Origin of the sequence: Streptosporangium sp. NBC_01755, from assembly GCF_035917995.1 — a bacterium.
GTDB lineage: Bacteria > Actinomycetota > Actinomycetes > Streptosporangiales > Streptosporangiaceae > Streptosporangium.
Genome location: NZ_CP109131.1, coordinates 1,948,332 through 1,960,260 on the forward strand (window position 1 = coordinate 1,948,332; position 11,929 = coordinate 1,960,260).

An 11,929-nucleotide genomic window follows, 5' to 3' on the forward strand; every position below is an offset into this window, starting at 1 on the left:
GTGAGGACGGCCCCGGACCGCCCCCGAGGGCTCGGGCAGGTTCACGGCCTACCGGCGCCTCATCCCGCGGGCTCTCTCCAGGCCCCCTGGGGACCTCAGGCGGGCTCGTTCTCCCTCAGGCGCTGGCTGATGACCTGGGTGACGCCGTCCCCGCGCATCGACACGCCGTACAGCGCGTCGGCGATCTCCATGGTGCGCTTCTGGTGGGTGATGATGATGATCTGCGAGGTCTGCCGGAGCTCCTCGAAGAGGGTCAGCAGGCGCTGGGTGTTGGTGTCGTCCAGCGCGGCCTCGACCTCGTCCATCACGTAGAACGGCGAGGGCCGCGCCTTGAAGATGGACACGAGGAACGCCACGGCGGTCAGCGACCGCTCACCGCCGGACAGCAGCGACAGCCGCTTGACCTTCTTGCCCGGCGGCCGGGCCTCGACCTCGACACCGGTGGTCAGCATGTCCTGCGGGTCGGTGAGCAGCAGCCTGCCCTCACCACCCGGGAACACCCGCGTGAAGATCGTCTCGAACTCGCGGGCCACGTCCGCGAACGCGGCGCCGAAGACCTGCTCGACCCGCTCGTCGACCTCCTTGACCACCAGCAGCAGGTCGCGGCGGGTCTTCTTGAGGTCTTCCAGCTGCGAGGTGAGAAACGCGTGCCGCTCCTCCAGCGCCGCGAACTCCTCAAGCGCGAGCGGGTTGACCTTGCCGAGCTGGGCCATCTGGCGGTCGGCCGCCCTGGCCCGTTTGAGCTGCTCCTCGCGGTCGTAGGGGATGGGCTCGCCGTCCTCCGTCGGAACCGGCTCGCCGGGGCCGTACTCGGCGATGAGGGTCTCGGTCTCGACGCCGTACTCCTCCACCGCCCGCCCCTGGAGCTGCTCCAGGCGGAGCCGCTGCTCGGTGCGGGCCACCTCGCTGCCGTGCGCCCGATTGACCAGCTTGTCCAGCTCGCCGGTGAGCTCCCGGACCCGGACCCTGACCGCCTTGAGCGAGGCGTCGATCTGCCCGCGTGCCCGCTCCGCCTCGTCGCGCTCTCCGGCGGCGGCGGTCAGGGAGGTCTCCAGCGCGCGCAGCGCCAGCTCCGCGCCCCTGACGACCGCCTGGGCCGTCCGCGCCTGCTCACGCCGCCGCTCCCTGTGCTCGGCCGCCCTGGCACGCTCCTCGCGCTCGCGCTCCGCGGCGCGCGTCAGCTCCTCGGCCCTGCCGTCGATGCTCCTGACCCGCTCCTCCGCCGTCCGTACGGTGAGGCGGGCCTCCATCTCGTCCTGCCTGGCCGTCGCGCAGATCTCGGCGAGCTCGTCGCGCAGGTCGGTGCCGGGCTCGCTCTGCTGCTCCTCGGCACCTACGGCCTCGGCGAGCCGCTCCTCCAGCTCGGCGAAACCGGCCGTGTCGCGGTCACGCGCCTCCTCGGCCGCCCGTACGCCCCCTGCCAGGCGCTCGCACTCCTCACGGGCCGCCTTGGCGGCGGCGTCCAGCTGGGCGAGCCGCCTGGCCACCGCGGCGACCTTCTGGTCCACGTCGCGCTGCCTCGCCCTGACCCGGTCCAGGGCGGCCTGCGCCGCGTTGAAGGCGGCCTGCGTGTTCTGCACCCCCGTCTGCGCGTCGGCGACCCGCGCCTGGGCGGTCTCGACCGCGAGCTGCGCCTCCCCCTCGGCCTGTGCGGTCTCCTCCAGCTCCATTGCCGCCAGCTCGGCGGCGACCCTGGCCTCGGCCAGGTCGGCGGCCGCCTCGTCGAGCGCGGCCCGCATCTGGATGGCGGAGGTGCCGCCCGCCGAGCCGCCGCCGGCGACGTGGGCACCCAGGAGGTCGCCGGAGCGGGTGACGGCCCGCAGCTCGGGGTACTGCTCGACCGTCTTCCTCGCGATCGCGAGATCGTCCACGACCAGCACGCCCGCCAGCAGGTGGGTGGCGGCGGCCCGCAGCTCGGCGGAGACCGTGACCAGGTCGATCGCCCACTCCGCACCGGCCTGCGGCACCTGGCCCGGTGGGACCGCCGCTCCACCCGCGGCGATGACGAGACCGGCCCGGCCGCCGTCGTGGCCCCTGAGGAACTCGATGGCGTCGGCCGCGCTCTGCAGCGACTCGACGGCGACGGCCTCGGCGTCGGCCCCGAGCACTGCGGCGATGGCCTCCTCGGCGCCGGCCCGCACCGACAGCATGGTCGCCACCGGCCCGAGCACCCCGGCCAGGTCGGCGGCGAGCAGCGCGGCTCCACCGTCGGCACCACCGGCCAGCCCCAGCTCCAGAGCCTCGAACCTGGCCTCCAGCGCGGCCACCTGGCGCTGCGCCTGCTGGTCGGCCTTGCGTGCCGCGGCGAGGGCGGCCCTGGCGGCGGCGAGCGCGGCGTTCGGGCCCGCGACGGCCGCCTTGACCTCCTCGCCTCCGGCCCTGGCCGACTCGACGGACTCCCTGGCCTGCTCGACCGTCTCCAGAGCGATCTCCAGCTCCTCGGCGAGGGCCGGGTCGGCGGTCGGCTCGGCACTTTCCTGGCCGTCGTACTCGGCGCGGGCTCCCTCTGCGCGCTGCTCGGCCTCCTCCAGCGAGCGCCGCAACCGGCCGATCTCCTCCTCTGCGGCCCCCGCCCGGCTGCGCGCGGCCCCGGCCTGACCCCTGAGCCTGGCCAGGCCCTCGCGCCGGTCGGCGGCGGCCCTGGCCTCCGCGCCCAGCCGCCGCTCCTCCGCGGCGAGCGCGGCCTCGGTCTCGGCACGCCGGGCCACGGCCTCGGCGAGTGACTCCCGCTCCCCTTCGAGCAGTTCGACCAGGACCCGCTCCTGCTCGCGGACCTCCTCGGCCTCACGTTCGAAATCCTCGGGATCACGCCCCCGCCGCTCCACCGCGTTGTCGGTGGCGTGCCGGTGCCGCTCGGCGGCGAGCCCTGCCAGGCCCCTGAGCCGCTCGCGGAGGGAGGAGAGCCGGAAGAACGTCTCCTGTGCGGCGGCCAGGCGCGGCTGGGCCTCGGCCTCGGCGCCCTCCAGCTCGGCCTCGGCGGCCTGCCCCTGCTCCAGCTCGATCTCCACAGCGGTGCGGCGGGCGAGGACCGCCGCCTCGTCGGCCATCTCCCGCTCCAGGGTGGTCCGCAGGGTGAGCACGTCGTCGGCGAGCAGCCGGAGCCTGGCGTCGCGGAGGTCTGCCTGGATGACGGCGGCCCTGCGGGCGATCTCGGCCTGGCGGCCCAGCGGTTTGAGCTGGCGGCGCAGCTCGGTGGTGAGGTCCTGGACCCGGGTCATGTTGGCCTGCATCGCGTCGAGCTTCCGCAGCGCCTTCTCCTTGCGCTTGCGGTGCTTCAGAACGCCCGCGGCCTCCTCGATGAACGCCCGGCGCTCCTCGGGTCCCGCGTGCAGCACCTGGTCGAGCTGGCCCTGGCCGACGATGACGTGCATCTCGCGGCCGATGCCGGAGTCGGACAGCAGTTCCTGGATGTCGAGCAGGCGGCAGATGTCGCCGTTGATGGCGTACTCGCTCTGGCCGGCCCGGAACATCAGGCGGCTGATCGTCACCTCGGTGTAGTCGATCGGGAGCATGCCGTCGGTGTTGTCGATGGTCAACGTGACCTCGGCGCGGCCCAGCGGTGCCCGCGAGGAGGTGCCGGCGAAGATGACGTCCTCCATCTTGCCACCGCGCAGCGACTTGGCGCTGTGCTCCCCCATGACCCAGGCCAGGGCGTCGACCACGTTGGACTTGCCGGACCCGTTGGGGCCGACGACCGCGGTGATACCCGGCTCGAACCTGAGCGTGGTGGCCGAGGCGAAGGATTTGAAACCGCGCAGGGTAAGGGTCTTGAGATACAAGGAAAACCCCCCGTTCACGGTGCGGCCGCGCCGGCCTGCGCGTCACGCGCCGCACCCCCGGCACCGATGAACGCGTCATCCCTCGTCAGCCCACGGCTTCGCCAACGCGGGAAGACTACCGTTCTTCACCCGCACCCGCCCGCACACCGCCTATGGTGCCCTGCATGAACGGTGAACGCGGTGCCGACGGAGCTCCGTCACGCCCATCGAGCGGCAGGGGTCGTCTCGGGCGGCGCGCCTTCCTGGTGGGCGGCGGACTGGCCGCGCTGGGCCTCGGTGGCGCCGTGCTGGCGGCCGGCCCCGACGGCATCCGGGGGGCGTACGCCCAGATCGTCTGCGGCTTGGTCCCCGCACCCCCGGTGACGTCTCCTGGAACGCTCCAGCGCAGCCGGGTCGACCGGCGGCGGGTCATCGTCGGGCTGCCCCCGGGGGCGGCGGACGGGCTACCCGTGGTGATCATGCTTCACGGGGCCGCGGGTGACGCGCGCACGCCGTTCGACGTCTACGCGATCGACCGCTATCTGGCCGCCGGGGGCGGGCGCTTCGCGCTGGCCTCCATCGACGACTGGCCCTCCGCCGACATCCCGGGAACCCTGCTGCCCTACCTGAGCATGAACGGGATGGACACCACGAAGATCGGGCTGATGGGCTGGTCGGCGGGCGGCGCGGGGGCGCTGAGGCTGGCCGCGGAGCTGGGCCCCGCACAGGTGGGGGCGGTCGTCGCGGCATCGCCGACGGTGAGCGCGGCGCAGGCGCCGCTGCGCGAACTCGTGAACATCCCGGTCTGGCTGGGGTGTGGAGAGCGCGACGCATGGGCACGGCAGACCCAGACCATGCTGAAGGGCCTGAAGGCACTGGGCGCCACGGCCGAGGGAGGGATCAGCGACGGATGCCAGGACACGGCCTATCGCCGCAGGGTGTTACCCGAGCAGCTGGCCTTCCTCGCACGACATATATGACACGTATATGACAAGGGACGCCCCGACGAGGCGTCCCCGGACAGTGTGTTTCCGCCCCGGCCCCGTTAAGTGAGGGCCGGCTCACGATCCTGCAGACGGTTGAACTCCTCATCGCGGGCACTTGCCGCGAGTTCGTCGTTCTGGGCCTGGAGCCGGGTGAGCTCTCCCTCGAGATCACGGATGCGTTGTTGAAGACGACGCATTTCCGAGACCATACGAGGGTCGGGACCGCCGACGTGGCCGAGTAGAGCCTTCGCCATAGTAAAGGGTCCTCCACGCTGAGTGACCAGACTGGTTCGCGCACTTCTTTGCCGCGGGAGGGGTGCGCGTGGTTCTTTATGCAAGAGTCGCACCGGTGAGGGAGACGGTCAAGTTGAACGCTCCGAGTGGATGCACCAGTAGGCACTCTCGACAGTTAACTATACCTTATTTTGGGTGGGTCTGGAAAGTGGTCAACGCTCAACGAAACCTTCGGGACTACCTTTGACCTCGCTCCAACGTTCGACGACCCCGTCCACCCTGCCGGGTGTCTCACCACCCCTGAGCAGCTCAAGCAGCATGGAGCACGACTGCTCAGGACCCTGCGCGACCACCTCGACCCGGCCGTCGGCCGTGTTGCGTGCCCAGCCGACCAGGCCGAGCTCCAGCGCCCTGGCCCGCGCCCACCAGCGGAACCCCACACCCTGCACACGACCTCTGACCCAGGCGGTCAGCCGCACGTCCGTCACTCCGCGGCCCCCCTCGGCCTGGGCTGGCAGCGAGGGCAACTGTAGGAGGAGCGGTTCATGAACGACTCGCGGACGATCAGGGCACCGCACCGGGAACAGGGCTCGTCGCGCCTGCCGTAGACAGCGAGGGAACGGTCGAAGTAACCGCTCTCACCATTGACATTCACGTAAAGACTGTCGAAAGATGTGCCGCCCTCGGCCAGTGCGGCGGACATCACCTCCCTGGCGGCGCCCAGCAGCTCGGCGATCTTCGGCCTGGTCAGCGACCCGGTGGGCCTGGCACCGTGCAGTCCGGCCCGCCAGAGCGCCTCGTCGGCATAGATGTTGCCGACACCGCTGATCAGCGACTGGTCCAGAAGCGCGCGCTTGACCTCGGTCTGCCGGACGCGCAGCCGGCGGGCGAACGCCTCGTCGTCGAAATGCCTCTCGAACGGGTCGGCCGCGATGTGCGCGATCGGCTCGGGCACCGCCCGGCCGCCGGCCCGGGTCATGGTGGTCACCAGCACGTGGCCGAAGGTTCGCTGATCGACGAAGCGCAGCTCCGGGCCGCCGTCGGTGAAGCCGATCCGGACCCGCAGGTGCTTCTCCGATGCCGAGTCCGGCTCCACGACCAGCAGCTGGCCGCTCATCCCAAGGTGCGCCAGGATCGCGCCGGAGCCGTCCAGCGGCAGCCAGAGGTACTTACCCCTGCGCTCCGCCGGGCCGACGGTGCGGCCCTGCAGCCGGGCGGAGAACTCCTCGGCTCCGGGAAGATGCCGCCTGATCGCCCTCGGGTGGAGCACCTCGGCATGGGCGACGACCCTGCCGGAAACCCACCGCTCCAGGCCACGGCGTACCACCTCGACCTCGGGCAGTTCGGGCATGCACCCCTCCTTTGGCGACGAGTCAGCCGGCTTCGCGCCTGTCGCGGTCCTGGCGGATCCTGTTCCAGGCCGCCTCGGCGGCCTGCTGCTCGGCTTCCTTCTTTGAGCGGCCGGATCCCGAACCGTACCCCTCTCCGCCGACGCGAACGACCGCGGTGAAGGACTTGGCGTGGTCGGGGCCGCTCTCCTCGACATGGTATTCGGGCACGCCGAGCGACTCGGACGCGGTGAGCTCCTGCAGGGAGGTCTTCCAGTCGAGCCCGGCGCCGAGCGAGGCGGAGCGGGTGATGAGGGGATCGAAGAGCAGGTGGACGACGCGGAACGCCTCGTCCAGGCCCCTGTTCACGTAGACCGCGCCGATGAGCGCCTCAAGGGTGTCCGCGAGGATCGAGGACTTGTCACGCCCCCCGGTGCCCTCCTCGCCCCGGCCGAGCCGCAGGAAGCGGCCAAGGCCCAGCGAGCGGGCCACATCGGCGAGGGCGCGCATGTTCACCACCGCGGCCCTGAGCTTGGCGAGCTGCCCCTCGGGCAGGTCTGGATGGTTGCGGTAGAGGCTGTCGGTGACGACCAGGCCCAGCACCGAGTCGCCCAGGAACTCCAGGCGCTCGTTGGTCGGCAGGCCGCCGTTCTCGTACGCGTAGGAGCGGTGCGTCAGCGCACGCTCCAGGATGGCGACGTCCAGGCGCACCGACAGAAGGCGCTCAAGCTCGTTCTTGACGAACTCGACGGCGACCGGCTTGACGCTCGTACCCAAGGCTTCTCCTCGCACGTTCTCTCATCGAATGCGCGATGGCGAAGGAACGAGAGATGCCCGAAGATGTGGTGGGCGCCGGGAGGGCACGCGTTCTACCGCGAACCCCGGCGTCCACCACAGCCGCGGGCGGGCCGCCATCGCAGGGGATGCAGACGGTGACGCCGACCGAGGCCGTGGAGGACCCGGTCGGCATCCGTCAGTCAGAATGCGATCAGGCGGAGGGCTCGATCACCTGACGGCGGTTGTAAGTGCCGCAGGTCGGACATGCCACGTGCGGACGCTTCGGCGAGCGGCACTGGGGGCAGCTCACGAGCGAAACCGCGGCGGCCTTCCACTGCGACCTGCGGGAGCGGGTGTTGCTCCGCGACATCTTGCGCTTGGGGACAGCCACGTCAGCTCTCCTGATCGTTGTTATGTTCCGGAACCAGACCCTGCAACTTCGCCCAGCGGGCGTCGATCACCTCATGGCCGTGGTCAGGCTCGGCATCCGCCAGCCTGACCCCGCACTCCGCGCAGAGCCCGGTGCAGTCTTCACCGCAGACCGGACTCAACGGCAGTGTGAGCACCACCGCGTCGCGAAACGCGGGTTCGAGGTCGAGAAGTTCACCGTCGAGAAGCGAGTCACTCTCGGCAGCATCCTCTGCCGAGTAGAAGAACAGCTCCTGGAAGTCCACCTCGGTTCGCGAGATGACCGGCTCCAGGCAGCGTGCGCACTCCCCCCGCAGCGGGGCTTGCGCAGTGCCCGTGACGAGCACACCCTCCATGACCGCCTCAAGCCGGATGTCCAGCTCGACATCGGCGTCCCTGGGGACGCCGATCATGTCGACGCCGATGTCCGCCGGTGCCGGGAGAACGAGATTCATCCGACGCATTGACCCTGGTCGTCGCCCCAGGTCATGGGTAGAGATCACCCACGGGGCTCGGGGGTCAAGGTTGCGCTGAATCATTTCACTCTCATTAGGCATGGCGCATCATCGCCATCGTGCAAGGCCGAAACAAGAGAATAGCAGGGCCTAGCCCCTGAGCCGTTCGACCAGGAGTTCCTGGACAAGATCAGGTACCAGTCCGGCCACACTGCCACCGTACTTGACGATCTCCTTGATGCGGCTGGAAGACAGGAAGGAGACCTCGGGGCCGGTGGCCATGAACAGCGTCTCCACCCCCGACATCCGGTAGTTGAGCTGCGCCATCTGGAGCTCGTAGTCGAAGTCGCTGATCGCGCGCAGGCCCTTCACGATGGCGGGGATCTCCTGCTGCCTGCAGTAGTCGACCAGGAGGCCGTGGAACTTGTCCACGCGGACGTTCCCGTACTCCTTGGTGACCGTCCGGAGCGTCTGGATGCGCTCATCCACCGTGAAGAGGCTCTTCTTCTCGATGTTGATCAGTACGGCTACAACGACCTCGTCGTACTGCCGGGAAGCCCGGCCGATGATGTCCAGATGACCGTTCGTGACGGGATCGAATGATCCCGGACAGACAACGCGACGCAAGGTGGACTCCCTGCTCTTAAGGATTCCCGGCGGCGCGACCGTACCAAACGGACGCTTCACCGTAACGACGGACCCTCTCCTCTTCGTAGCCCGTGGGCCACAGGAGGTCTCTACCCCTGCTCTCACGTTCCACCGCGACGAGCGCGTCCTCGGCCAGCCAGCCCCGGTCACGTAGCAGCTCAAGCACCGTCCCCACCTCTTCGTCACCCAGCGCGTACGGCGGGTCGGCGAGGACGAGGTGGTAGGGCTCCCCAGTGTCCCCGGTGTCCCCGACACCCCTGGCCAGCAGCCGCTCAACCCTGTCGGCGGCTACCTCGGCTCCGGGCAACCCCAGCGAGGTGACGTTCTGCCTGATCGTCCGGATCGCCCTGGCGTCCGACTCCACGAGAAGCACACGGGCGGCCCCCCGGGAGAGCGCCTCAAGCCCGAGCGCGCCCGAGCCCGCGTAGAGGTCGAGCACCCGGCACCCCTCCAGCGGGCCGATCAGCGACCCCACCGTGGAGAAGATCCCCTCCCTCGCCCTGTCACTCGTGGGGCGGGTCCCCCGCCCCGGCGGCACGGCCAGCCGCCGTCCCCCTGCGCTTCCCGCGATGACTCGGCTCACCCGGCCATCCTCTCAGTGCCGCCGCCCAGTGCCGTCAGGACCGTCAGGCGCCGCCCGCCCCCTGTCCCGATACCGGTTCCGTCAGGCGCCGCCCAGTGCCGTCAGACACCGTCAGACGCGGCCCGCACCCCGTCCCGACACTGGTCCCGATACCGGTTCCGACACCGGTTCCGACACCGGCCCCTGAGACGCCCAGGTGCGCCGCGCACAGCACGGCGTGTCGCGACGCATCACATAACCGCAGGTCAAAAGGGTCCTGGTAGGTGATCTAGGTCAAGAGTGGGCAAGGAGTGGCGACGAAAGCGTAAGGGTCGTTCCGTCAGGTGCCGGTCCCTTGCATGATGATTCCTGCGGCCTCCAAGTGACCCAGGGGGAGGCCGACCGGCGTGATCGTGAGCCCTTCCGCACGCCGGTGCTCTCGGCACCTGACCCGGGAGTGGGCCCAGGCGGGGACGGCATTCGGGGGGAGGCCGTCCCCGCAGTTGGGCACAGCGCGGCCCGGCCGTCTGCCACCGCCGCGACACCCGCGACACCCACGACGCCCGCCTTTCCGCCTGGCATCGCCTCCGCCACCTGTCAGGTCTTCTCCAGATATTCGGCGCGCTCGTCCGCCAGGAGCCTGTCGATCTCCGCGCGGAGCACGGGGTGCCCCGCCAGCTCGGGGTCGGCCTCCAGCATCGTCTCGGCGTCCAGGCGTGCGGCGTGGATGACATCCTCGTCGCGGAGGAGCCTGAGCATCTTCAGCGACGATCTGCGCCCCGACTGGGCCACGCCGAGCACATCACCCTCCCTACGCTGTTCCAGGTCGACACGGGACAGCTCGAAGCCGTCCAGGGTGGCCGCCACGGCGTCGAGCCGTTCCCTGGCGGGCGTGCCCCCCGGGGAATCGGTCACCAGCAGGCAGAGACCCGGCAGCCCGCCGCGGCCGACCCTGCCGCGGAGCTGGTGGAGCTGCGAGACGCCGAACCTGTCCGCGTCCATGATGACCATGACCGAGGAGTTGGGGACGTCGACGCCGACCTCGATGACCGTGGTCGCCACCAGCACGTCGATCTCTCCCCTGGTGAACGCCTTCATCACCGCCTCCTTCTCCTCGGGAGGCAGCTTGCCGTGGAGCACCTCCGTACGGAGCCCCTGCAGCGGCCCGTGCGAGAGCGTCTCAGCCACGTCGAGCACCGCCAGCAGCGGCCTGCGCTCATCGTCGGCCTTCGACATGTCGCCCTCGTCGCCCTCCAGATCGCCGATGCGCGGGCACACGACGTAGGCCTGGCGGCCCAGCCCGATCTCCTCGCGCAGCCGGGTCCAGGCGCGGTCGAGGAAGTGCGGCTTCTCCGCGGCGGGAACCACATGCGTGGTGATCGGGGCACGCCCGGAGGGCAACTGGGAGAGTGTGGAGACCGTGAGGTCGCCGAAGACCGTCATGGCGACCGTGCGGGGAATGGGCGTGGCGGTCATGACGAGCACGTGCGGGCGGCCACCCCCGGCCTTCTCGCGGAGCGCGTCGCGCTGCTCGACGCCGAACCTGTGCTGCTCGTCGACCACGACCAGGCCGAGATCGGCGAACTGGACCCGCTCCTGCAGGACCGCGTGGGTGCCGACGACGATGCCCGCCGCGCCCGAGGCCGCGTCGAGCATGGCCGAACGACGGGCCGCGGCACCCAGCGAGCCGGTCAGCAGGGCGACCGCGGTGCCGCCGAACATGCCACCGGTGGCCAGGTCGCCGAGCATGGCCGAGATCGACCGATGGTGCTGCTGGGCGAGCACCTCGGTGGGCGCCAGCAGCACGGCCTGCCCCCCGGCGTCGACCACCTGGAGCATCGCCCGCAGCGCGACCACGGTCTTGCCGGCCCCGACCTCGCCCTGGAGCAGCCGGTGCATGGGGTGGGTCATGGCCAGATCGGCCGCGACCTCCTTGCCCACCTCGCGCTGCCCCTCGGTCAGCTCGAACGGCAGCCGCCCGTCGAAGTCGGCGAGCAGCCCGTCGGGAATCGCGGGCCTGGGCGTGGCGGGCCAGGAGGCCGCGGCCATCCGGCGCTGCAGCAGCACCGCCTGGAGCAGGAACGCCTCGTCGAACCTGAGCCGCTTGCGCGCCCTGCTCACGTCGGCGTGGTCGCGCGGGCGGTGAACCGCCAGCAACGCGTCCGACAGGCCGGGGAGCCTGTGCCGGCCGCGCAGTTCCGCGGGGAGCGGGTCGTCGAGCTCGCCCATCGTGTCGAGGACGACGCCCAGCGCCCTGCGGATGGCCCAGGGCGTCACGTCCTTGCCCGCCGGGTAGATCGGCACGAGCGCGGCGGCGAACTCCTCGGCCCCCGTCTCGCTCTCCTCGATCATCTCGAACTCGGGGTGGGAGAGCTGCCACTTGCGCTTCTCGCCCTGGCCGAAGGCGCTGACCTTCCCCGCGAACATGCCGCGCCTGCCCGGTCGCAGCCGCGTCTCCGCGATGTGTGACGCCTTGCCGAAGAACGACAGGTAGATCTTGCTGCGGCGGGCGTCGACGACCTCGACCTCCAGCCAGGTGCCGCCCTTGTTACGCATCGGCCTGCGCATCGCCCTGGTGACCTCGCCCACCACCGTGACGTGCTCGTCAACCCGCAGATCGTCGAGGTCGGTCAGCTCGCCCCGCTCGGCGTAGCGCCGCGGGTAGTGCCGCAGCAGGTCGCCGACGGTGCGCAGGTCGAGAACGCTCTCCAGCAACTTGGCGGTTTTAGGGTCCAGCGCCTTCGCCAGCGGCTCGTCGAAGCTCGTCACCCCA

General features: G+C 70.7%; 11 protein-coding genes. 1 reads left to right on the plus strand and 10 read right to left on the minus strand.

From position 1 onward, the window contains the following. Window positions 1-95 precede the first annotated feature (95 nt). Window positions 96-3,779 carry a chromosome segregation protein SMC gene (smc, locus tag OG884_RS08795; RefSeq protein WP_326643943.1) on the minus strand — a complete coding sequence of 1,228 codons (3,684 nt, stop codon included), beginning with the start codon at window positions 3,777-3,779 and terminating at the stop codon, window positions 96-98. 164 nt (window positions 3,780-3,943) lie between these two features. On the opposite strand from smc, the gene OG884_RS08800 reads away from it, so the two are divergent. Continuing rightward, window positions 3,944-4,738: an alpha/beta hydrolase-fold protein gene (locus tag OG884_RS08800; RefSeq protein WP_326643945.1), complete on the plus strand. Its 795-nt coding sequence runs from the start codon at window positions 3,944-3,946 to the stop codon at window positions 4,736-4,738. Between the two features lie 65 nt (window positions 4,739-4,803). Here the strand turns inward: OG884_RS08800 and OG884_RS08805 are convergent, their stop codons facing one another. The 9 genes from OG884_RS08805 to recG all read right to left on the minus strand — a co-directional run bounded on the left by OG884_RS08805 (window position 4,804) and on the right by recG (window position 11,925). Next, on the minus strand, window positions 4,804-4,998 hold the full coding sequence (locus OG884_RS08805; protein WP_084195478.1) for a hypothetical protein: 195 nt from the start codon (window positions 4,996-4,998) through the stop codon (window positions 4,804-4,806). Window positions 4,999-5,190: 192 nt separating this feature from the next. Then, entirely contained in the window at window positions 5,191-5,466 is a 276-nt protein-coding gene (locus OG884_RS08810; protein ID WP_326643949.1) for an acylphosphatase, read from the minus strand. After that, window positions 5,463-6,329: a bifunctional DNA-formamidopyrimidine glycosylase/DNA-(apurinic or apyrimidinic site) lyase gene (gene mutM / locus OG884_RS08815; RefSeq protein WP_326643950.1), complete on the minus strand. Its 867-nt coding sequence runs from the start codon at window positions 6,327-6,329 to the stop codon at window positions 5,463-5,465. The genes OG884_RS08810 and mutM overlap by 4 nt, the downstream gene beginning before the upstream one ends. 22 nt (window positions 6,330-6,351) lie before the next feature. Next, a complete protein-coding gene (rnc, locus tag OG884_RS08820) occupies window positions 6,352-7,023 on the minus strand; it encodes a ribonuclease III (protein WP_326646883.1) in 672 nt (223 codons plus the stop codon). 271 nt (window positions 7,024-7,294) lie between these two features. Then, entirely contained in the window at window positions 7,295-7,474 is a 180-nt protein-coding gene (gene rpmF, locus OG884_RS08825) for a 50S ribosomal protein L32 (protein ID WP_012894381.1), read from the minus strand. A 1-nt stretch (window position 7,475) separates the two neighbouring features. Further along, window positions 7,476-8,030, minus strand: coding sequence for a YceD family protein (locus OG884_RS08830; protein ID WP_326643958.1), 555 nt, complete (start codon window positions 8,028-8,030; stop codon window positions 7,476-7,478). Window positions 8,031-8,096: 66 nt separating this feature from the next. Beyond that, the gene (gene coaD / locus OG884_RS08835) at window positions 8,097-8,573 is read right to left on the minus strand and encodes a pantetheine-phosphate adenylyltransferase (protein ID WP_326643961.1); all 477 of its coding nucleotides are present in this window, start codon (window positions 8,571-8,573) and stop codon (window positions 8,097-8,099) included. Between the two features lie 16 nt (window positions 8,574-8,589). Continuing rightward, a complete protein-coding gene (gene rsmD, locus OG884_RS08840) occupies window positions 8,590-9,177 on the minus strand; it encodes a 16S rRNA (guanine(966)-N(2))-methyltransferase RsmD (RefSeq protein ID WP_326643963.1) in 588 nt (195 codons plus the stop codon). A 576-nt stretch (window positions 9,178-9,753) separates the two neighbouring features. Continuing rightward, window positions 9,754-11,925, minus strand: coding sequence for an ATP-dependent DNA helicase RecG (gene recG, locus OG884_RS08845; protein ID WP_326643965.1), 2,172 nt, complete (start codon window positions 11,923-11,925; stop codon window positions 9,754-9,756). Window positions 11,926-11,929 lie beyond the last annotated feature (4 nt).